Origin of the sequence: Mycobacterium asiaticum (assembly GCF_001673365.1) — a bacterium.
Classification (GTDB): Bacteria; Actinomycetota; Actinomycetes; order Mycobacteriales; family Mycobacteriaceae; genus Mycobacterium; species Mycobacterium asiaticum_A.
The window spans coordinates 1-22,662 of record NZ_LZLS01000103.1 but is presented as its reverse complement, the minus strand read 5'-3'; the positions used below and the strand labels follow the sequence as shown (position 1 = coordinate 22,662).

Sequence of the window (22,662 nt, the reverse complement as noted above, 5' to 3'; positions counted from 1 at the left end):
CAGCTAATCCGGTCGGCAGGCGGCCCGGGGCGTCCACGTGGGTTTCGTTGTTAAATTTTTGTACGTTCGCACGATTTTTCCACGCGTGAGCAGCAGACCAGCTACGCTTTGATCGCACCAAGTTCGCGAGGACTGCTTCGGTACGGGGGTCGACGGGTAGCTGGTTACGGCGCTGCAGTGTTGCAGCGCCGATTTCAGCCCCGCGAAATTTCTCGAAGCGCTGATAGAAGCGTGCAGCGGTGATAAGAACTTGTGGATAGGCAGAGAGGTGAAGTTAGTGGGTAGGACGGGCGTCACTCCGGTCGCTGTCATAGGGATGGCATGCCGGATGCCGGGGGGCATCAACTCTCCTGACTTGCTGTGGGATGCGCTGCTGCGGGGCGACGACCTGGTCACCGAGATTCCGCCGGACCGCTGGGATGCCGACTACTACTACGACCCCGAGCCGGGTGTGCCTGGCCGATCGGTCTGCAAGTGGGGCTCGTTCCTGGAAGACGTCGGCGACTTCGACCCGCACTTCTTCGGCATCAGCGAAAAAGAAGCCACCTCGATGGACCCGCAGCAGCGGTTGCTGATGGAGACCGCCTGGGAGGCCATGGAGCACGCCGGCCTGACCAAGGACACGATCGCCAAGCAGACCGGTGTCTTCGTCGGACTGAACTACGGCGACTACCAATTCGTGCAGATCGCCTCGGATGCCTTCGACGGCCCGTACGGGAACCCCGGCACGATTTTCAGCATGGCCTCCGGCCGAATCTCACACGCGCTGGGCCTGGAAGGACCTGCATCCACGGTCGACACCGCCTGCTCGTCCGGCCTGTTCGTCATCCACCAGGCCTGCCGCAGTCTGAATGACGGCGAGAGCGACCTGACCTTCGCCGGCGGCGTCAACGTCATGCTCGAGCCGCGCAGGTCGGCTTCGGCCTCAGCGGGTGGCATGTTGTCGGCCACCGGACACTGCCACGCATTCGACGCCAAGGCCGACGGGTTCGTCTCCGGCGAGGGTTGCGTGGTCCTGCTCCTCAAGCGCCTCGAAGATGCCCAGCGCGACGGTGACCGCATTCTGGCCGTGATCCGCAGCACCGCCGCCAACCAGGACGGCCGCACCCCCAACATCACCATGCCCTCCGGCGACGCGCAGGCCGCGTTGTACCGCACCACCTTGGAGGCGGCCGGCGTCGACGCCAGCACCATCGGCATGGTCGAGTCGCACGGCACCGGCACCCCAGTCGGCGACCCGATCGAATACACCAGCCTGTCGAAGGTCTACGCGATCGACAACAAAGTCGCCATCGGCGCCTCGAAGACCAACTTCGGACACACCCAGGCGGCCGCCGGTGCGCTGGGCCTGATGAAGACGGTGCTGGCCGTCCAGCACGGCGTCGTCCCGAAGAACCTGCACTTCGAGACCCTGCCCAAAGACTTGGCGCAGATCGAGACCGGGCTCTTCTTGCCGGTGGAGAACACGGAGTGGCCGCTACCCGGCGACGGACCGCGCCGGGCCGCCGTTTCGGCGTGGGGGATCTCCGGCACCAACGTGCACGCGATCGTCGAACAGGCTCCCCAGCCGACGTCCCCCAACGGAGTGGTCACCACCCCGGCCAACGACGACACCCTTCTTCTCCCCCTCTCGTCCTCCTCAGAAGAGGGCCTGCGGCAGACGGCCACCCGCCTGGCCGACTGGATCGAGTCGCACGCGACCGAGTTCGCCGCACAGGACTTGGCTTACACCCTGGCCCGCCGGCGCGGGCACCGCTCGGTGCGCACGACAGTGCTGGGGAAGTCCACCTCGGAGTTGGTGACCGAGTTGCGCCAGGTAGCCGACGGCGAAGCCCTCTACCCAGAAGTCGTGGGCCAGGAGGAACGCGGTCCGGTCTGGGTGTTCTCCGGGCAGGGGTCGCAGTGGGCGGCCATGGGCGCCGATCTGCTGGCCAACGAACCGGTGTTCGCAGCAACTATCGCCACAATCGAGCCATTGATCGCCGCTGAGTCCGGCTACTCGGTGACCGAAGCGATGACCGCACCCGAGAAGGTCACCGGCATCGACCGTGTGCAGCCGACGATCTTCGCAATGCAGGTCGCCCTGGCAGCGACGATGAAGTCCTACGGCGTCAACCCTGCCGCAGTCATCGGCCACTCGATGGGTGAGTCCGCTGCGGCCGTCGTCGCGGGCGCCCTGTCGCTGGAAGACGGCACCCGCGTAATCTGCCGCCGGTCCAAGCTGATGACCAAGATCGCCGGTTCCGGCGCCATGGCATCAGTGGAATTGCCTGCGCAGCAAGTGCTTTCGGAGCTGATGGCCCGCGGCATCAACGACGCGGTGGTCGCGGTGGTCGCCTCCCCGGAATCCACCGTGATCGGTGGTGCGACCGACAGCGTCCGGGAAATGGTCGCCGCCTGGGAGGACCGCGACGTCATGGCCCGCGAAGTGGCCGTCGACGTCGCGTCGCACTCCCCGCAGGTCGACCCGATCCTGGATGAGCTGTACGAGGTCCTGGCCGACATCGAGCCGTTAAGCCCCGGGATTCCTTACTACTCGGCAACCTCGTTCGACCCGCGCGAAGAGCCCTACTGCGACGCCAACTACTGGGTCGACAACCTGCGCCACACCGTCCGGTTCTCGGCGGCGGTGCAGGCGGCGCTCGAGGACGGCTTCCGCGTGTTCGGCGAACTGTCGCCGCACCCGCTGCTGACCCACGCCGTCGACCAGACCGCCCGCAGCCTCGATATGACGGCGGCAGCACTGGCTTCCATGCGGCGCGAGCAGCCCCTTCCGTTCGGGTTGCGCGGCTTCGTCGGTGACCTGTTCACCACCGGCGCCACCGTCGATTTCTCCGTCGTGTACCCGCACGGGCACCTCATCGACGCTCCGCTGCCGGCGTGGACCCACCGGACGCTGATGCTGAGCCGCGACGGGCACAGCTCCCGGGCACTGAGTTCCAGTGTCGCGGTGCACCCGTTGATGGGTCAGCACGTGCGTCTGCCGGAGGAGCCCGAGCGCCACGTCTGGCAGGCCGAGATCGGCACCGACGCCCTGCCGTGGCTGGGCGACCACCAGGTGCATGGCACGGCCACCCTGCCGGGCGCGGCTTACTGCGAAATGGCGCTGGCGGCGGCCCGCACCACCTTCGGTGATGGATCGCTGGTACGCGACATCCGCTTCGAGCAGATGTTGATGCTCGACGAAGAAACCAAAGTCACCCTGACCGCGACCGCTGAGGTCCCCGACGAACTCAACTTCGTGGTGGAGACCATCGAGGACGGTGTTTCTTCACGTCGCGCGTCCGCGGTGCTGCATGCCGCCGACGACGAGCCGCACCCGGGCCCGCAGGACATCGAGTCCCTGCAAGCCGCGCACCCGAGCCGCGTGCAAGGCTCTGACCTGCGCGACGCACTGGACATGTGCGGTATTCAGTACGGTCCTGCGTTCACCGGCCTGTCGGTTGCGCACACCGCCGAGGAAACCGGTACCTCGGTCTTGGCCGAAATCGCACTGCCCAGTGTCATCCGTACCCAGCAGACCAACTACGGCGTGCACCCGGCCCTGCTCGACGCGTGCTTCCAGTCGGTGGCGGCGCACCCGAGCGTTGCTATCGCCAGCATGGGCGGCTTGCTGTTGCCGCTGGGGGTTCGTGAGCTGCGCGTCCACGGACCCGTGCACACGGCCCGGTACTGCCACTCCCGGGTGACCTCGGCCACCGGCGGAGCCGTCGAGGCCGACCTCGACCTGCTGGACAAGGAAGGCGCCGTCGTGTTGACGGTGCGCGGACTGCAGATGGGCACCGGCGTCTCGGCCAGCGGCGAGCGCGCTCGTGTGCTGGGCGAACGGCTGCTCACCGTGGAGTGGCAGCAGCGCCAGTTGCCGGAGGTGGCCACCACCGATCCCGGATCCTGGCTGTTCATCAGCACGGCCGAGGCCGCCGATTTGTTGGCGACGAGCCTGACCGACACGATGAAGCTGCACGACGCCGAGTCCGCCACGCTGGCCTGGCGTACCGACGGAGACAACCCGGTGATGGCCGCCAAGCTGCGCGACCAGCTGGAACGCGGTGGTTTCAACGGAGTGGTGATTCTTACCGCACCGTCGAGCGGCGCGCCGGCGAGCGAGTCCCCCCGGCGTGGCGGTGACTACGTCCACCACCTGGTCCGCATCGCCGCGGAGCTGGCAGAGGTCCAGGGCGAAGCGCCGCGGCTGTATGTCGTGACGCGGGATGCGCAGCAGGTGCTGACCGATGATGTCCCGAACCTGGAGCAGGGTGGCCTGCGCGGGTTGCTGCGGGTCATCGGTGCCGAGCACCCGCACCTGCACACCACCCACATCGACCTGGACGAGCAGACCGACGCCGAGCAGGTCGTGCGTCAGCTGCTGCTGGCCGGAACCGAAGAAGACGAGACCGCGTGGCGTAACGACGAGTGGTACACCGCTCGCCTGTTGCCCTCCCCGCTGCGTCCCGAAGAGCGGCTGACCACGGTCGCAGCGCACGACAGCGACGGCGTCCGGATGCAGATCCGCACTCCGGGTGACCTGCAGTCGATGGAGTTCGCGGCGTTCGACCGGGTTCCCCCGGGCCCCGGCCAGATCGAGGTCGCGGTGACGGCGTCGAGCATCAACTTCGCCGATGTCCTGAACGCATTCGGTCGATACCAGAGCCTCGACGGCATCCTGCCGGCGCTTGGCACCGACTTCGCCGGTGTGGTGAGCGCGGTCGGACCCGACGTCACCAGCCACCAGGTCGGTGACCACGTCGGCGGCATGTCTCCGCTGGGCTGCTGGGCCACCTTCGTCACCTGCGATGCGCGCCTGGCCACCAAGCTGCCGGCGGGCATGACCGATGCCCAGGCCGCCGCGGTGACCACTGCGCACGCCACCGCCTGGTACGGGCTGAACGACCTGGCCCGCATCAAGGCCGGCGACAAGGTGCTGATCCACTCGGGCACCGGCGGTGTGGGACAAGCGGCGATCGCCATCGCCCGCGCCGCAGGCGCCGAGGTCTTCGCAACGGCCGGCAGTGAGCGGCGTCGACAGCTGTTGCGCGACATGGGCATCGAGCACGTCTACGACTCACGCACCATCGAGTTCGCCGAGCAGATCCGGCGCGACACCGACGGCTACGGCGTCGACATCGTGCTCAACTCGGTCTTCGGAGCCGCCCAACTCGCCGGCCTGAAGTTGCTGGCACTGGGTGGACGGTTCGTCGAGATCGGCAAGCGCGACATCTACGGTGACACCAAACTGGGCCTGTTCCCGTTCCGCCGCAACCTCGCGTTCTGGGGCGTGGACCTGGGCGTCATGTCGGTCAGCCACCCGCAGCAGGTCAGCGAGATCCTCAGCACCGTGTACCAGCTGACCGCCGAGGGCAAGCTGCCGATGCCGGAGGCCACCCACTACCCGCTGGCCGAAGCTGCAACCGCGATCCGGGTGATGAGCGCCGCCGAACACACCGGCAAGCTCATCCTCGACATCCCGCAGGTCGGCCGCAGCAGCGTGATCCTGCCGCCGGAGCAGGCGCCGGTCTTCCTTCCCGACGCGTCGTACATCATCACCGGCGGTTTGGGCGGTCTGGGATTGTTCCTGGCCGAGAAGATGGCGGCCGCCGGCGCCGGCCGGATCGTGCTGAGCTCGCGGTCCCAGCCGACGCTGAAGGCGTTGGAGACGATCGAACTCATCCGGGCGATCGGATCCGACGTGGTGGTGTCGTGCGGCGACATCGCGCAGATCGAGACCGCGCATCAGTTGGTGGCGACCGCCACCGCCACCGGGCTGCCGCTGCGTGGTGTGCTGCACGGTGCCGCAGTGGTCGAGGATGCCGTCCTGACCAACATCACCGATGACCTGATCGACCGCGACTGGGCTCCGAAGGTGTACGGCGCGTGGAACCTGCACGAGGCGTGCGCCACCGCGGAGCTGGACTGGTTCTGCTCGTTCTCCTCGGCGGCGGCTTTGCTGGGTTCGCCGGGCCAGGGCGCGTACGCCGCTGCCAACAGCTGGCTGGACGCCTTCACCAACTGGCGCCGGGCGCAGGGCCTGCCTGCCACTGCGATCGCCTGGGGGGCATGGGGCGAGATCGGTCGGGGCGCGGACTTCGCTGAGGGCAGCGGAGCGGCGATTGCTCCGGACGAGGGCGCGTATGCGTTCGAGACGCTGCTGCGCCACAACAGGGCGTACTCGGGCTACACGCCGCTGATCGGAACCCCGTGGATCGCATCGTTCGCGGCGCGAAGCAAGTTCCTCGAGATGTTCAAGACCGCTGGCGACAAGCGTTCTGGTTCGAGCAAGTTGCGCGCTGAGTTGTCGGAGCTGCCGATCGAGGAGTGGGCCGGCCGGTTGCGGCGCTTGCTGTCCGAGCAGATCGGACTGATCCTGCGTCGCAACATCGACCCCGATCACCCGCTGTCCGAGTACGGGCTGGACTCGCTGGGCAACCTCGAATTGCGCACGCACATCGAGGCGCAGACCGGCGTACGCATCACATCCGCGGACATCACCACCGTCCGTGGACTGGCAGATCACCTCGTCGACAAGATGGCCCCGAAAGAAGGCGCGTCGGCATGACGTGATTGCGCCCACGAAATGACTTGTCCTGCAGGACTTTAGACATAGGAGGAAACGTGTTCATAGGCGGAGGTTCCGAGCACGACGGCTTGACGGTCGGTAACGCGTACGACTGGGACATGGGTTCGGGAACAGTCATCACCTGGGAACCCACAGCTGCCTGCCTTGCGAAGGCGCAACAGGCGCCGGCGACTGCTGTTCCTGCGAGCTGCATGCAGGCGGGTCACCTCCGCGGTTTTGTCGAGTTTCGGGACAAGGGCCTGGACTACTCGCGGGCGATCATGGGCTCGTGGGAGGTGCCCGGCAAGTGCGATCTCCGCGCCATGACCTACGTCATCAACACCCACCTTCGCCGGCACGGCACGTACCACAGCTGGTTCGACTTCAAGGACCCGGACAACATCATCCGGCACACGCTGAAGAACCCGCGCGACATCAATTTCGTCGCAAAGGAATACGGTCCGATGACGCAGCCCGAGTGGGAAGCGCACGTGCTGGCCACCCCGGACCCGCTGCAGTGGGACTGCTTCAGGTACGGCATCGTCCAGTACGAGGACAAGTTCGCGCTGTATGCGGTCGTCGACCACCTGCACTGCGACCCGATGCTGATCGCCGGGTTGTACGTCGAGATCGTGATGAACTACAACGCGCTGGTCGAGGGCCGGGCCCCGATGACCATGCCGCCTGCGGCCAGCTATGACGAGTTCTGCATGCGCGAGGCCGACACCATCGCGTCCATGACGTTGGAGTCACCAGAAGTACGCACCTGGATCGAGTTCGCCGAAGCCAACGGCGGCACGCTGCCTGACTTCCCATTGCCGTTGGGCGATCAGTCGATCGCGTGCGGCGGCGACGTCCGGGTCGAGCGGTTGCTGGCCGCCGACCAGACGGCGAAGTTCGAAGCCATGTGCCGGGATGCAGATGCGCGGTTCAGCGGCGGGTTATTCGCCTGCGCAGCGCTGGCGCACTACGAGATGACCGGCGAACTGACGTACTACGGCCTGACGCCGACCGACAAGCGGAAGACCCCGGCCGAGTTCATGACGGTCGGCTGGTTCACCGGGATCGTGCCCTTCACCATCCCCATCGACCCGACGTCGTTCGAGGAAACCGCCCGCGCAGCGCAGGCGTCGTTCGATGCCAACATGGGCCTCAAGGACGTACCGTTCGACCGCGTGCTGGAACTGGCACCATGGCTGCGCAAGCCTGGACCGCAGTTCACGATGATGAGCTACATGGACGCCGGGCTTCCGCCCCTGTCCGGCATCATCGCTTCCGCGCTGGACGGGGTGAATGCCACCGCTTTCACCGATGGACGCAGCCCGGCTTACAAGTACTCGACGGTGTTCCGCCTGTTCGACGAGGTGTCGATCATGGTGTCGTATCCGAACAACCCGGTCGCCCGGGAATCGGTGACGCGCTTTACCGACCAACTCAAGTCGGTGTTCGAGCGGGTCGTGGCCGGCACCTTGTCGATCGCCCCGGTTCGGGTCGCGCAATAGCGTTCGCGTTACTTACGTTCGCGTCGCGACGAAATTTTTTACGGAGTTGATCACCGGTAATGAAAGCTGTCCTGGCCGTCCATGGCACCCGCGGTGACGTCGAGCCTTGCGCTGCAGTTGCCGCAGAGCTCCAGCGTCGGGGGCACGAGGTTCAGATGGCGGTCCCGCCGAATCTCATCGAATTCGTTGAGTCGGCCGGCCTGAAAGCTGTTGCATACGGCCCGGATTCGCTTCAGCAACTAGAGGATGAGATCTTCCGGGATTTCATCAAGGTCCGAAGTCCGGTCAGCCTGCTGCGCACGGGCTCCGAGTTCCTCACCCGGGGTTGGGCTGACATGAGCACCACCTTGGTGCCGCTGGCCAAGGGTGCCGACGTCATCGTTTCGGGCCAGACCTACCCCGGAGTTGTCGCCAACGTTGCCGAGCATCTCGACATCCCGATGGTCGCACTGCACTACTTTCCGCAACGGGTGCAGGGCCACCTCGTTCCCCTGGTGCCACCGCCACTCAACCGCACCGCGATGAGGCTGATTTACGGCTTGTACTGGTTCGTGACGAAGGAGCGGGAGAACGAGCAACGCCGCGCGTTGGGCATGCCCACGACGCGGGTTTCCTCAGCCAAGCGCATCGTCCAGAACGGCTGGTTGGAAATCCAGGGGTACGAAGATGTCTTCTTCCCCGGGCTCAAAGAAGAGTGGGGCGGCCCCGCGATTGTCCAAAAACGTCCGTTTGTCGGCGCGCTGACGCTGGAGCTGCCGACGTCCACCGACGACGAGGTCGCATCGTGGATCGCCGCGGGAACGCCGCCGATCTACTTCGGGTTCGGCAGTATGCGCGTGGAAACACCGGAGAACACCGTCGCCTTGATCAGCGAGGTTTGTGCCGAGTTGGGGACGCGCGCGTTGATTTGTGGTGGCGTAACGGATCTCGGTGATATCGAGGTGCCCGAGAACGTCAAGCTCGTCGCGGAAGCCAACCACGCGGCCGTCTTCCCGAAATGTCGCGCCGTGGTGCACCACGGTGGCCCCGGCACCCTTGCCGCAGGTATGAAGGCCGGCGTCCCCACCCTGGTGCTGTGGATCAGCGCAGAACAGCCGATCTGGGCGGCCCAAGTTGCCAAACTGAAGATCGGCAAGGCGCGGCGGTTCGCTGGGACCACCAAGAAAACGCTGCTCAAGGATTTACGCAAGATCCTGGAGCCCAAGTACGTCAACCGCGCCCGAGAGATGGCCCAGCGCATGACCCCCTCGGACGTCAGCGTGAAGAAAGCCGTCGACCTCATCGAGAATCAGATCCGCGAGCGGGACCAGGCGATCCCGGCGCGCGGCACCGGATAGCGATCATGACCACGGCGAATGTAACGGCAGCGTCACGATTGAGGGCAACGTTTGATTGCCCCACCGGGACCGGAATGGACTTGTAGGGTTGTAAAAGTGTCAAGCGGTTCTGGTTCCGGTGACGCGGCCAAGCCTGGGGGGCTTTACGATCGCCTGGGTCAGTTCGTCGTCAAGTGGCCCTGGCTCACCATCGGTGCCTGGGCTGCGGTGGCCGTTGTCCTGGCACTAGCTTTCCCGCCGCTTCAGGTTCAGGCCGGCAAGCACCCCCCGAATCCTTTTCCTGATGACGCCCCCACGATGGTGGTCAGCAGGGAAATGGCCAAGGCGTTCAGCGCCAAACCCGAAGGCGGCGAAGGCGGCAAAGACGCCCCAGCCCCCCCGACGGCATCAGCCACTTCTCTTTTGATGGTCGTCTTGACCAACGAGAAGGGTCTGACGCCCGAGGACGAGGCCACTTATCGGAAAATTGTGGCCAAGCTGAACGAAGACACCACGGCCAAGATGTCGGTTCAGAACGCCCTGGATAACCCAGATATGCGGAACCTCTTGGCCGCCAAGGACGGCAAAGCCCTCATCTTGCCGGTCAACGTTCCCGGCGATCAAAACGATCCGGCCACCCTCGCGACCTATCGGCGCATCGCCGCGACTGTCAAGCAGACCGTCCAAGGAACAACGCTGACCGCCAACCTGAGCGGACCGCTGGCAACCGTTGCTGATATCACCGAAATCGGCCAGGAAGACATCCATTTCATCGAGATCGCCACCGTGGTCAGCGTGCTGATCATCCTGATCGTCATCTACCGCAACATCGTGACGATGTTCGTACCGCTGGCCACCATCGGTATTTCGCTGGCCACCGCGCAGGGTCTGTTGTCCGGCGCCGCCGAGCTTGGCCTGGACACCAATCTGCAGGTCATCGTGTTCATGACCGCGGTCATGATGGGCGCCGGGACGGACTACGCCGTTTTCTTGATAAGTCGTTACCACGACTATCTGCGGCACGGCGACGATTCGGACACCGCGGTCAAGAAGGCGTTGATGTCGATCGGGAAGGTGATCGCCGCATCTGCCGCGACGGTGGCCGTCACGTTCATGGCGATGATCTTCACCAAGCTCGAGGTGTTTTCCGCGGTCGGCCCCGCAATTTCGATTTCCATCGTGGTGTCGCTGTTGGGCGCGATCACTTTCCTGCCCGCCGTCCTCGTTCTCACGGGCAGACGCGGCTGGATCAAGCCGCGCAAAGAGCTCACCACGCAAATGTGGCGGCGCTCGGGCATTCGCATCGTGCGCAAGCCGCGCATCCACCTGGCCGGCAGCCTTCTCATCCTCATCGCTCTAGCTGCGTGTATGACCGTCGTCCGGTACAACTACGACGACCTCAAGTCGATCCCGGCGGACGTTGACAGCTCCCGGGGTTATGAGGTGATGAATAAGCACTACCCGATGAACGCGATGACCCCGATGGTGTTGTTCATTCAGTCGTCGCACGACCTACGGCAGCCGAGGGCCCTGGCCGACCTCGAGCAAATAGCGGGCCGGGTGGCTGAACTTCCCGGCATCACCATGGTGCGTGGATTGACCCGGCCGAACGGTGAACGCTTCGAACAAATGAAGGTTTCGTGGCAGGCCGGGGAGGTCGGGGGAAAACTTGACGAGGCATCCACCCAGATCGAACAGCACGGGGATGACCTTGATCGCCTGGTCAACGGGGCGAACCAACTGGCTGATGCGCTCGCCGAACTCAGGGATCAAGTCACCGGTGCCGTTTCCAGCCTCAGCGGAGTAGTCGGAGCGCTGACGGCGATGGAACAGATGGTGGGCGGCGACCGGACCATCAACGCCCTCGACCAGGGCGCAAAATACACCGGTCAGATGAAGGCTCTCGGTGAGAGCCTCAACGCGTCCACGACGAACACTGAGAACGTGGCCGCTTGGGCTGGACCGATGCTGCGGGCGCTCAACAACAGTCCCGACTGCAATATCGACCCCGGGTGTGTGAATTCCCGCGCCGGATTGGCGGCCATGGTCGCGGCCAACGACAACGGGACGCTGCTTTCGATCAAGGCGATGGCACGTAACCTGCAGGCCACCCAGCAAGCCCAAACCATCGGTCAAGCACTGACCCAGATACAGCAAACGTTGAGCCAGGCCGCCGATGCGTTGCGGACCATCAAGAACCTGCAGAACACCATGAACCAAGCCCGGCAAGGTTCAACGTTGCTCGCCGACGGTAGTCGGGCGGTGGCCGGTGGCGTGAAGGAACTGGTCGATCAGACCAGAAGACTGGGCAGCGGCCTCAACGAGGCATCGTCATTCCTGCTCAGCATGAAACACGATGCGAGCAAACCGAATATGGCGGGCTTCAACCTGCCCGAACAGGTCTTGACCCGAGACGAGTTTAAAAAGGGCGCGCAGATCTTCATCGCGCCGGACGGCCATGCCGCCCAGTACTTCATTCAGAGCGCGCTCAATCCGTTCTCTACCGAGGCGATGGACCAGATCTCCGCGATCGAGAAGGCGGCCCGGTCGGCACTGCCCAATACCGAATTGTCGGACGCAAAAATCGCGGTGGCAGGTGTGCCCAGTGGCCTTCGCGATACTCGCGACTACTACAACGGCGACATCAACTTCATCATCATCGCGACGATCGTCATCGTGTTTTTGATTCTGGTGATCCTGTTGCGTGCCATCGTCGCACCGTTGTATTTGATTGCCTCAGTGCTGCTTTCGTACTTGTCAGCGCTGGGCATCGGGGTCCTGGTATTCCAGTTCCTGCTGGGCAAGGAACTGCACTGGAGTCTGCCCGGACTATCGTTCATTCTGCTCGTCGCCGTGGGCGCTGATTACAACATGCTGCTCATTTCGCGAATACGTGACGAATCACCGCACGGCGTGCGCTTCGGCGTCATCCGCACTGTCGCATCCACCGGTGGCGTGATCACCTCGGCGGGCCTGATCTTTGCGGCGTCGATGTTCGGCCTGTTGACCGCCAGCATCAGCACTATGCAGGAAGCCGGCTTCATCATCGGGATCGGCATTGTGATTGACACCTTCCTGGTGCGCACGATCACCGTGCCGGCCTTAGCCGCGATGATCGGGCAGAAGAACTGGTGGCCGTCCAAACTGGACAAGTCCGGACATTCCGTTCTTGCCGGCGGCAAGGTGCAAGAGTTCTGGACGAAAATTCGGCCTCGCCTGGTCAAGCTGAAGTTGCTGCCGCCGCCTCCCCCACCCCGGACTGCGACGCGCAAGGCCCCGGCACGCGTCCGGTCAACGGGCCACAAGACACGACGTCCTCGCCCGAAGCCGACCAGAAAGGCCGCCCAACGACGTTCAGCTCAGCACCCGCCGAGCCACCCGCTGCCGCTGTTCGACCTCAAGGGGCTGCGGACAGAGCTCACCAGCGATCTTCCGCCGTCACCGTCAGATCCGATGGAGAAGTGTCGGCAGACGCGCGAGAAGGAAGGCCGGTACCTCGGCCATTCCCTGCCGCTGTTCGGCTACACCGTCATCCCGCAGCGCCCGCTCACCTTGGCGGCGAAGGGCAGCGGCAAGAACGGCGAATAGCCCTAAATCACCGGCGGATGCGCTTAGGCGTCCAAGCGGCTGAACTCGCCCTGGCGGTACAGCTCGACGCAGGTCGACCGTCTGATCTTGCCGCTGGTGGTGATCGGAATCGAGCCCGGCGACACCAGCACCAGATCCGAAACGCTGAGCCCGTGCGACTTCGAGATTGCCGCGGTGATTTCACGTTTGGCGGTGCGCAGCCGATCCGCGGCCTCATCGTCGTCGCCGCGCTTCTTCATCTCGATGATGGCGACGAGCTTTTCGGCGCCCCGATCGGGCACCGTGATCGCGGCGCAACGCCCGGCGGTGACCTCCTGGATGGTCGCTTCGATGTCATCGGGAGAGTGGTTGCGGCCGTAGACAATTAACAGGTCCTTGATGCGGCCGATGATGAAAAGTTCTCGGTCCGAATAGAACCCCGAGTCACCGGTGCGCAACCACGGGCCTTCGGGGGTCTCCCCCGCCGGTTCGATGATCTTCGCCTCGAAAACACGTTGCGTCTCTTCGGGTTTCTGCCAGTAGCCGGCTGCGACGTTATCGCCGTGGACCCAGATCTCGCCGACGGTGCCCTCCGGGCATTCGCGGCCGGTGTCGCCGTCCACGATGCGAACATCCATCGATTTGGCGGTCCCGTAGCTGACTAGTGGTGTGCCCGAACCAATCTCGCACCGCACCGCAGCCCCGGTGGGCAACTTCTCGCTGTCGAAGTGACCGATCTCCGGCGGGTCACCAACCTCACGTGTCGCGATGTACACCGTCGCTTCGGCCATCCCGTAGGAGGGCCGCAAAGCCTCTGCCGGAAAATTGAATTGGGCGAAGCGGTCGGCAAATCGCTTGAGGGTGGCCGGCTGCACCCGCTCGCTGCCGTTGAGGATGCTGTGCACGCCGGAGAGGTCGAGTCCGGCCATGTCCTCGTCGGACGTCTTGCGCACGGCCAGGTCGAAGGCGAAATTGGGTCCCGCAGAAAGTGTGCAACTGCCTTGCGCGAGCAGGTGGAGCCATCGGGCTGGTCGTTGCAGGAATCCAACCGGGCTGGTCAGCACCGTCGGCACGCCCGCCAGGATCGGCATGATGATCCCCATCAGCAGACCCATGTCGTGGTAGAGCGGCAACCACGACACCACCGTGAGATCCGCCGGGGCAACACCTCCGTTCGCCACAAAGAAATCGCCCATGATCTGCTCATAGTTGGCGAAAACGTTCCTATTAGTAACCATGACGCCGGCGGGGGTGCGGGTCGATCCCGAGGTGTACTGCAAGTAGATAAAGTCTGGTTGGTCGCTCTGCCCGGCCCGCGGTCTCGGGCCCGATGGCCTTTTCCGGGAATCCAGGTCCAGCAGATCGATTTCCACGATTGCGGGTGGGGCATGTCCTTGGTCGGACTGCACGACCTCGCGGGCGCTCTCCGCGTGGGGCGACGTCGTCAGCACCACCGTCGGCGAGGTGTCAGCCAGGACCGAGATCGTCCGCTCATCGTGCACACCGCCGTAGGGCACCGACAGCGGAATCGCGATCTGTCCGGCCTGCAGCGCCCCCAAGAAACCGATGATGTATTCGAGTCCTTGGGGCGCCAATATAAGCGCTCTATCGCCGATCGATCCCTGAGTTTTGAGGTGTTCACCCAGGTTCAGGACGCGCCGGTACAACTGTGACCACGTCAGCGTGATGGGAACGCCGTCCCAATCCTGCTCGAAATCAAGGTATGTGAATGCCGTGTCATTGGGCTGCAAGCTGGCGCGCTCGCGCAGGACGGCAGGAAGGGAGGACTCAACCACGGACAACAGATTACCTGCGGCAGGGCGGTTTCTTCCGGGGAACGGCAAGGTGCGACCGCATCGATCATCGTCTACAGTGCTAAGACCCGAGATCTCAGCTGGCCGAGTTCTCCAGCGGCAGCGAGCGGTGCGCGCTACGGTCGTGCGCTATACCGATCTGCCGCATGATGTCTAGCGCCACTCGCGCGCCGTGCAGGCGCCGCAGCCCCTGCAGCATGGCGACGTTTGCGCCCATCTCGTAGCGCCAGGCCCCGAAGTGCGCATTGGCGGTCCTGCGTCCGAAGTGGTTGATGTAAGCCATTTCTGTTGTATAGGCGCCGAATCCGGCTTTGCGCGCGCGGAAACAGAGGTCGAGGTCGGGGCCCCACCCGTATTGCTTGAAGTCGACCAGGTTCATGCCGCCGGTTTCTTGCCAACAGGCATGGGAAACCACCAGGGCCGTTCCTTCTACGGCGGGCACCACCCGGTACCGCGGACGGGGAATGTAATCGGCGGCGTCGGGTTTCTGCTCGTCGGTCGCGTAGGGGTACCCGCCATCGAACATCGGCCCGACGACCCCCGCGTCAGCCGGTAGCCGGGGGTCGAGCAGCCCGGCGACGAAACCCTTCGAGATCCGAGTGTCGTTGTTCAGCGTCATCGCATGGGAATAGCCTTCAGAGAACGCAATTCGGAAGCCGTGTTCGCTGCCCGCCGCCCAGCCCAGGTTTTCACCCGGTGTGATCACCCGTTCGTTGGCGATTTTCGGATAGTCACCGCGGTTGTCGACGATCACGTAGTCGGCACCCTCGCGCTCGAGATCACCTACCAGAGCATGGGTGTACTCGTGCTGCCCGAAGACCGGGACAGTGATCAGAACAGACACGTTAGCCACCGTACATCGACCCACCACATCCGCTGCGCCGCTTTCCACCGGCGGCGCTCTCCAAGAGATCGGCGGCGGTCGCGACGCTCTCGGTGGCTTTCGTCATTTGAGCGGCGACCTCTCGGGCTCGCTGAGCGTATTGCGGTGTCAGAATACGGCGCAGATCCTTGGTCAGCGATTTACCGGTGGTACGCGAAAAGCGCCGAGCCCTACCAACTTTGAGCCGCTTCACCACCGATGCCCAGATGGGCTGATCGGAGGCGACCCACAGGATCAGGGTGGGCACGCCGGCGCGCAGACCGGCCGCGGTTGTCCCGGCGCCGCCATGGTGGACGACCGCCCGGCACGCCGGAAAGACGGCGGCGTGGCTGACCGCGCGCACCACCTTGACGCGGGGGGAATCGGGTATGTCCGCCAAATGCGTTGCTCCGGAGCAAATTAGCGCTCGCTCCCCGAGTTCATCGCACGAAGCGATGATCATTCGCACCATCTCGGCGGGCGACTTGACTGGCATGCTGCCGAATCCGAAGTAAATCGGCGGAGTGCCGGAGGCGATCCACGTCAAAGTCTCGTCGTCGAAATCGGTTGGTAGCTCTGCGGTGAGCGCGCCGACAAACGGGCGTTGAGCGGTCCATTCCCGCTGCACGCCGGGAAAACACAGTGCGTCGTAGGCTTGCATCTCCAGCGATCCGCGCTCCGCCATTCGCCGCGATGCCGGTGCGTGCGCCCTGGGTATCCCCAGTCCATCTCGTTGAGTGTCTTCGGCCCGCTTGACCAGGCGCCATTGCGCCCAGTCGGTAAGGCGCATCGCCACTCTCAACAACGGCGCAGGCACGAGGGAAACCACCTGGCCGTTCGGCCGCATCGGGACGTGATGCCAGGCGGCCACGGGAATGCCGTAATGCTCAGCGACATTGGCGGCGGCCTCCTGGTAGGAGACGCCGGTGAAAAGCAGGTCAGCACCGGCCGTCACCGACTTCAACGTGTTGCTCACGTCGGCCCAACGCTCGTTGATGTGGTCCATCGCGTCACGTAACGGTTTGATCGGATCCTTGATCGTCCACGGCGTGACGAAAACGTCCGGGATCTCCCCTGTTGGGGGGCCCATCGGAACCGCTGTCAGCCCCATGCCCTCGACGAAAGAGACCTGGTCGGGCGGAGTCGCCATCACCACGTCGTGCCCGCGGCGCCGCAGCTCCAGACCGACAGCTGCGCATGGCTCGACGTCGCCGCGCGTCCCGCAGCTTGCCAGGACGAATTTCATCGCCCGCTAGTCATTCCCAAATCGATAAATCAGCATGACGTGCGGAACTCGGTACAACACGTCGAACCAGTCCAGCGGCAGCGGCGTCTGAGACACGTTGTCGGCCTGCTCACCAGCCCATTCGAGCGCGGTGCGGTAATCGCCGGCCGATTCCAATCGGTACGCCAACCTGAACGCCCCGATGTGGAACTTGGTCAGCGCCTTTTCCACCCGCGTCTCGGGCAGATCCTCGAATGCAATGATGCTGCGCCGAGCGACCCGCCGGCATTCCTTGATCAACTGCATCGGGTCGTTGGCGTGGTGGAGCACAAAACTCAACACCACGTGGTCAAACGCATTGTCTTCGAACGGGATTGATCTGCCGTCGAACACACTGAAGTCGATCGGGACGGTCACTGCGTCATGGACGTCGATGCCGGTCGCAACCGCACCATGCATATCGGCGAGATACTTGCACAGATGCCCGGTTTCGCATCCGACGTCCAGCACCGTATCGCCGCGATTGATGTGATCGCCAAGCATGCGGGCCTGGCTTTCCAGCCGCTTCCCGAGCACCCGCGGGGACCACGGTATGAGCGTGGCCTGCGCTCGCCGCCCAGCGCGTCGCCAATCGACGCGGCGTTCGGCTCGCCGGCGTTCGTCGGTGAAAAAGCGTTGCAGGGCGGTCATCTCGGTCCGTTCGGTGGGCTGTGAAGGTCGTAGACTATCAGCCGAGCCGCTGGTCGCAGGCCGATTCCGGGTGACGAATGCGCTGTTGCACAGGCCACATCCCGCGTGATCGGGTGAAATGTCTGAGATTCCGCAATACGCCAGCGGGGGGCCCCCGGACATGAAATACTCACCCCCGTGGGGCAATTTGCGGTAGAGGTCGAGGGCCTCACAAAGACATTCGGGGCGGGAACCGCCGCGCTGCGTGGTGTTGATTTCTCGGTTCCGGCAGGGTCGGTATGCGCCATTCTCGGCCACAACGGTGCTGGCAAGACGACCACCCTGAACATCCTGTGCACGTTGCTGCGGCCCACCTCGGGTCGCGCCGCCGTTGCCGGCTACGACGTCGTTCGTCAATCGGCGAAAGTGCGCTCCCAAATTGGGATCACGGGACAATTCACCGCCGTGGACCCGATGCTCACCGGCCGGGAGAATTTGGTCCTGTTCGGCCGCATGCGCGGACTGGGCCGCAAACAGGCCAAAGCCCGTGCCGACGAGCTGATCGGGCAGTTCGACCTCGTCGCCGCGGCCGATCGGCGAGTCTCGACATACTCCGGAGGCATGTGGCGGCGCGTCGACCTGGCCAGCGCGCTGGTGGTAACGCCGAAGGTGCTTTTCCTCGACGAGCCGACCACCGGCTTGGACCCGCGCAGCCGACGCGACGTGTGGAGCATTGTCAGTTCACTGGCCGAGCAGGACGTCACCGTGCTGCTCACCACCCAGTACCTCGAAGAGGCTGACGTGCTGAGCGATTCGATCGTCGTTTTCAACCACGGCCAAGTGATCGCCAGCGGCACCTCCGCGGAACTCAAGCGCCAGGTAGGCGCCAGCTACTGCGAGGTAACACCCGCCAACCCGGCGGATCTGCCGCAGGTCGCGGCCGCGTTGGCCGGCCTGGACGGCATTGACCTCGACTCCGACACCAACTCGGTGTCCGTACTCGCCAAAGAAGGCGTGACCACGTTAGGCGAGGTATTTCGTCGGCTCGACTCGATCGGCATCGAGATCGCCGACATCTCCCTGCGCAAGCCCTCGCTTGACGAGGCTTTCCTGCATCTGACAAAGCACCCCGTCGCTCAGCCATGACTGCGCTGGTCGCCCTCACCGAACGTTCGCTGCGGACTACGCTGCGCGACGCCGGCATCCTTTTTGAGATTTTTGTGCCGATCGTGAGCCTTGTCGGCCTCACCATGGCCACCCACGGGCTCATCGACACCGGTCACTTGACCTACCCCCAGTACGTTTTGCCCGCGGTGGTGGTCCAATCCATGATCATGGCCGCGGCGCTGACGGCCGATCGCGCCGGCCGTGATCGCGTGTTCGGGCTGGGTACGAGGCTGCGGACTATGCCGATCGCCGCTATCTCGCCGGTGAGCGCTCGCATCACGGCGACGCTGGTGCGGGCGTCGATCGCTCTGGTAGCGACCATGGTTGCCGGCTACGCATTCGGGTTCCGGATGGCCGGTGGACTCGCCTACGGGGTGGCGTTCGTGGTTCTGGCCTTGCTGCTTTGCCTCGGTGTTTCCCTGGGTGCCGATGCGTTGGGCTCGCGCGGCGGCAATATCGAAACGACGACCCAATTGATGCTGATCCCTCAGTTGTTGCTGATTTTGCTGTCCACCGGTGTCGCACCGGAGAAGACATTTCCCGAGTGGGTGCGGCCCTTCGTGCGTAACCAACCGGTTTCCCATACCGCCGAAACGTTGCGCGGCTTGGCCAGCGGGCACGTACCGACGCACCATGCGCAGGTGGCCATGGCGTGGTGCGTCGGCATGCTGTTGCTCTTCGGCCTGATCACCTTGCGGATGCAGAGGCGTAGCCAATGAACTCGAAATACAGTGCGCTAGTTTCTCTGCTCAGCCAGAGCTGGCTGCACGCTGGCCGAATCATGATCCGCTGGCGGCGCGAACCGGCAGCGGTACTGGCCACGGTCATTCTGCCGGTCTGCCTGCTGGTGGTGTACAAGGCCGTTCTCGGTGAGCAGATCCAAAAGGTCACCGGTGTGGACAGCATCTACGGATTGGTCCCGATGTGCGCGGTGCTGGCGGGCATGTTCGGCGCTTTGGGCGGCGCTGTCGGCATTCCGATGGAGCGTGCGTCCGGACTACTCAGCCGCATGTGGGTGTTGCCCGTACACCGAGCAAGCGCCATCGGCGGACGATTGATCGCCGAGGCAGCGCGCGCCCTGCTGGGCACGATCCTCATCACCGCCGTCGGAATGGCCATGGGCCTGCACTTCGCACACGGCTGGCACACCGCGCTGGCTTACATACTCATTCCCCCGCTCGTGGTGGTCGGGTTCACCGCGCTAGTGATGACGCTGGCCGTACGCAGCAATGGCCGCGCCATCGTGACGTATATGGCGGCGGGGATCAGCGCACTGGTATTGATCAGTTCCGGCACCACACCGGTCTCGCTGTTTCCGCAGTGGATCCAGCCGGTTGTTCGGTTGCAGCCGATGTCGCCGCCGATCGAGGTCATGCGCGCCCTGGCTCACGAGGGCCCGCTGCTGCTGCCCCTGGGGCTGACTCTCACGTGGGCGGTCGGGCTGATCGCGGTGTTCATTCCCCTGGCCGTGCGCGGCTACCGGGCCGCCGCCGAGTGCGGCTCCTGACCTAACGCGCCGTCACCGGGGCGCTATAGCGGCGCGATAGCGGGGTGTGCGGCATCGAGAAATGCGGCCACCGCACCGAAACTGCACCGACGGCTACTGAGCAGCCCTACAACACGCGCTCACCGCAGTCTCGACGTAGCGACTATGCGTCCGCGGAGGCTTTCGTGAAGCAGTACACCCGGTAGGAGAACAGACCCATCTCGACTCCGCGGTAGAGCCTTCCGCCCTGCACTCCCCCGTTGCTACGCGCGAACTTTCGCAGAACTTTCGGCACGCGGCGGTTGATCAATTCCTCCAGTCGCGGCGAGTTCTTCTCCAGTCCCCGCTTGACCTCGTCGTCGATACCGCGTTGGGACACCAGTTGCAGTGGGGCCGCCTCCAGTTGGGCTTCCCACTCCGGAACCAGGTGCACTGCCCGCAGGTCGGCGTAAAGGAAATGTCCGCCCGGACGCAGGACCCGGGCTACCTCGGTGAAGAAGCGCGCAATGTTCGGATAGTGGTGCGACGCTTCAATATTGAGCACGACATCGACGGATTCATCCGGGAAGGGAAGCTTCTCGGCGTCCCCCTGAACAAATTCGAGGCCGGGCAAATTGTGTCGCTTGCGGCAGAATTTGATGCCGGTCGGATTCAAATCCAGGCCGGTGTAGGAGGCCGGCTTCTGCGTCCTGACGAGATACGAGGAACCGCCGCCGTGGCCGCAGCTGACCTCCAATACGTCCTTGCCTTCCAGCGGAACCTGGGTTGCCACCGTGTGATACAGCTGGATGTAGTACCGGTCGGGCTCATCAGACGCCGATAGCGGCAGAGCCATCGGAGGCTCTTCTTCGTAGGCCCAGTTGATGAACAACACCTCGTCCGCGCCCATCAGGCGGGTGCCGATGGGGTACCCGTACTTCGCGATGAGCTTCATGACGAGCGAGCTGGATCTCACTTGGATGGCAGAAGGCACCGGGTGAGTATCGCAAAGATAGACAGAGCGCGTGGCGATTCGGGGTCGGCAATGACTCGGCAATGACATAGACCACATTGGCATGTCCCCCCAACGAGTCCACCGACTGTACGCGTGTCGTAAGTGCTGTTGTGAGAGTTGGAGGCAGTGATCTGAGGAGGTCGCATGACCCGGATGAACCTGACGTCGTGCGTCGGCAAATTGCGCGACGGCTTCGATTGGAAGAAAACAGTCGTGCGACAGCCACCGAGAAAGGGACCGCGCAGTAGACGTTGTTTCGGGCAAGCACCGGGCGCTCACTATAGGCAGCGCTTGTTGACGACTCGCCAGCGCGGAAGCCGACGAACCCACGGTAGCGCGTCGACGCATCGCCAACTTGCGGCCGAGTCGGCCCTGACCTGGGATCCGTGTGAATTGTTCGACGCTGAGGAGCCACCTGAAGCGGCCTTAGTTTGAAGTTTGCCGGAAAACTCTATGCGAGTGCCTCGCGGACTGTTAGATTCGGACCGCGGTCGGGCCGCGTGGTGGCTAACAACCTGGCAAGGGGCAACGGAATTTGTCGTCACTGAACATCGCGCCCGACATCGTGTCGGCCGCTAGTGGAAACTCGGGCGATCTAGACGCTGCGCTGCGGAACGCGACCTCGGCAACATTTAGACAGACCGTTGAAATAGGGACGCCAGCATCCGATGAAGTGCCCAGGGCCCAATCGAAATTTATATTTAGTCGTTTGACGGGGCATTGTCCCCGGATGAATCGGACGACATTATCCCCAACGTCAGCTACGAGCCCATTCGCTTCTGCCCTAATTAACCCATGCCGGCCTGGACTGGCGTCTGAACAACGACGAGGTTGTACATGTCCTACGTGATCACAAATCCCAGCTCTTTGACCGTTGCAACGACACACTTGAACAGTCTCGGATCAGCAGTACACACCGCCAACCAGGCGGCAGCGCTCGCCACTGGACAAGTGGCATCCGCGGCCGCCGATGAGGTGTCAGCAGCAATCGCCTCGCTGTTCTCCGGTTTCGGCCGGGAATACCAGCAGCTGAGCGCGCACGCGACGGCCTTTCACGCCGACTTTGTGCAGACCTTGGCACGCGCTAGCGGTGCCTACGCGCTGGCGGAGGCGGCAAACGCCTCACCGCTGGATCCGATCCTCGGATTGATCAATGCGCCCACGAATTTATTGCTGGGGCGTCCACTGGTCGGCGACGGCACCAACGGCGCCCCCGGGACCGGCGCTAATGGCGGGGCAGGCGGCCTCCTGTGGGGCAACGGCGGCAACGGTGGCTCGGGGGCCGCTGGGCAAGCCGGTGGTCGCGGTGGAGACGCGGGACTGTTCGGCAACGGCGGGATCGGCGGGGCTGGCGGGGCCGGCGCGTCGGGAGCGGTCGGCGTCGTCGGAGGCAATGGCGGTAGCGGTGGGGCCGGTGGTCGAGGCGGCTTGCTGTTCGGCAATGGTGGTGCTCAAGGTCAATGGCAAGGGCGGTCAACCCGTGTACGTCAAGGTGGCCGGCCAGCCC

13 protein-coding genes are annotated in these 22,662 nt (G+C 64.2%); 8 read left to right on the top strand and 5 right to left on the bottom strand.

Annotated elements, in window-relative coordinates:
- Positions 1-256: 256 nt before the first annotated feature.
- The 4 genes from pks2 (at position 257) to A5634_RS11980 (ending at position 12,959) form a co-directional block, all read left to right on the top strand.
- Entirely contained in the window at positions 257-6,553 is a 6,297-nt protein-coding gene (pks2, locus tag A5634_RS11995) for a sulfolipid-1 biosynthesis phthioceranic/hydroxyphthioceranic acid synthase (protein ID WP_065144288.1), read from the top strand.
- A 56-nt stretch (positions 6,554-6,609) separates the two neighbouring features.
- Positions 6,610-8,055: a condensation domain-containing protein gene (locus A5634_RS11990; RefSeq protein ID WP_081290380.1), complete on the top strand. Its 1,446-nt coding sequence runs from the start codon at positions 6,610-6,612 to the stop codon at positions 8,053-8,055.
- Between the two features lie 59 nt (positions 8,056-8,114).
- Positions 8,115-9,392: a glycosyltransferase gene (locus A5634_RS11985; protein ID WP_065144271.1), complete on the top strand. Its 1,278-nt coding sequence runs from the start codon at positions 8,115-8,117 to the stop codon at positions 9,390-9,392.
- Positions 9,393-9,488: 96 nt separating this feature from the next.
- Entirely contained in the window at positions 9,489-12,959 is a 3,471-nt protein-coding gene (locus A5634_RS11980; protein ID WP_065144270.1) for an RND family transporter, read from the top strand.
- Positions 12,960-12,982: 23 nt separating this feature from the next.
- On the opposite strand, the gene A5634_RS11975 is transcribed toward A5634_RS11980, so the two are convergent.
- The 4 genes from A5634_RS11975 to A5634_RS27310 all read right to left on the bottom strand — a co-directional run bounded on the left by A5634_RS11975 (position 12,983) and on the right by A5634_RS27310 (position 17,529).
- Positions 12,983-14,734 carry an AMP-binding protein gene (locus tag A5634_RS11975; RefSeq protein WP_065144269.1) on the bottom strand — a complete coding sequence of 584 codons (1,752 nt, stop codon included), beginning with the start codon at positions 14,732-14,734 and terminating at the stop codon, positions 12,983-12,985.
- A gap of 94 nt (positions 14,735-14,828) precedes the next feature.
- Positions 14,829-15,596 (bottom strand): hypothetical protein, encoded by a 768-nt coding sequence (locus tag A5634_RS11970; protein ID WP_065144268.1) that lies wholly within the window; start codon positions 15,594-15,596, stop codon positions 14,829-14,831.
- A gap of 1 nt (position 15,597) precedes the next feature.
- On the bottom strand, positions 15,598-16,860 hold the full coding sequence (locus A5634_RS11965) for a glycosyltransferase (protein WP_065144267.1): 1,263 nt from the start codon (positions 16,858-16,860) through the stop codon (positions 15,598-15,600).
- Positions 16,861-16,866: 6 nt separating this feature from the next.
- Positions 16,867-17,529, bottom strand: a complete 663-nt coding sequence (locus tag A5634_RS27310; RefSeq protein WP_172831684.1) for a class I SAM-dependent methyltransferase — start codon at positions 17,527-17,529, stop codon at positions 16,867-16,869.
- 177 nt (positions 17,530-17,706) lie between these two features.
- Between A5634_RS27310 and A5634_RS11950 the strand changes: the two genes are divergently transcribed.
- The 3 genes from A5634_RS11950 to A5634_RS11940 are packed head-to-tail and all read left to right on the top strand — an operon-like array spanning position 17,707 to position 20,182.
- Positions 17,707-18,654, top strand: coding sequence for a daunorubicin/doxorubicin resistance ABC transporter ATP-binding protein DrrA (locus tag A5634_RS11950; protein ID WP_065144264.1), 948 nt, complete (start codon positions 17,707-17,709; stop codon positions 18,652-18,654).
- On the top strand, positions 18,651-19,394 hold the full coding sequence (locus tag A5634_RS11945; RefSeq protein ID WP_065144263.1) for an ABC transporter permease: 744 nt from the start codon (positions 18,651-18,653) through the stop codon (positions 19,392-19,394). Before A5634_RS11950 ends, A5634_RS11945 begins: the two co-directional genes overlap by 4 nt.
- Positions 19,391-20,182 (top strand): ABC transporter permease, encoded by a 792-nt coding sequence (locus A5634_RS11940; protein WP_065144262.1) that lies wholly within the window; start codon positions 19,391-19,393, stop codon positions 20,180-20,182. Before A5634_RS11945 ends, A5634_RS11940 begins: the two co-directional genes overlap by 4 nt.
- 142 nt (positions 20,183-20,324) lie before the next feature.
- Here the strand turns inward: A5634_RS11940 and A5634_RS11935 are convergent, their stop codons facing one another.
- Positions 20,325-21,095, bottom strand: a complete 771-nt coding sequence (locus A5634_RS11935) for a phthiotriol/phenolphthiotriol dimycocerosates methyltransferase (RefSeq protein ID WP_065144261.1) — start codon at positions 21,093-21,095, stop codon at positions 20,325-20,327.
- An 897-nt stretch (positions 21,096-21,992) separates the two neighbouring features.
- On the opposite strand from A5634_RS11935, the gene A5634_RS11930 reads away from it, so the two are divergent.
- The coding region (locus A5634_RS11930) for a PE family protein (protein WP_155769500.1) at positions 21,993-22,662 on the top strand (670 nt) is incomplete at its 3' end.

What these genes read in the sequence shown, in the direction of transcription:
- A5634_RS11940 (WP_065144262.1), top strand. Translation starts at nt 19,391, where the DNA reads ATGAACTCGAAATACAGTGCGCTAGTTTCTCTGCTCAGCCAGAGCTGG.
- A5634_RS11935 (WP_065144261.1), bottom strand. Translation starts at nt 21,095, where the DNA reads ATGAAGCTCATCGCGAAGTACGGGTACCCCATCGGCACCCGCCTGATG.
- A5634_RS11965 (WP_065144267.1), bottom strand. Translation starts at nt 16,860, where the DNA reads ATGAAATTCGTCCTGGCAAGCTGCGGGACGCGCGGCGACGTCGAGCCA.
- A5634_RS11985 (WP_065144271.1), top strand. Translation starts at nt 8,115, where the DNA reads ATGAAAGCTGTCCTGGCCGTCCATGGCACCCGCGGTGACGTCGAGCCT.
- A5634_RS27310 (WP_172831684.1), bottom strand. Translation starts at nt 17,529, where the DNA reads ATGACCGCCCTGCAACGCTTTTTCACCGACGAACGCCGGCGAGCCGAA.
- A5634_RS11945 (WP_065144263.1), top strand. Translation starts at nt 18,651, where the DNA reads ATGACTGCGCTGGTCGCCCTCACCGAACGTTCGCTGCGGACTACGCTG.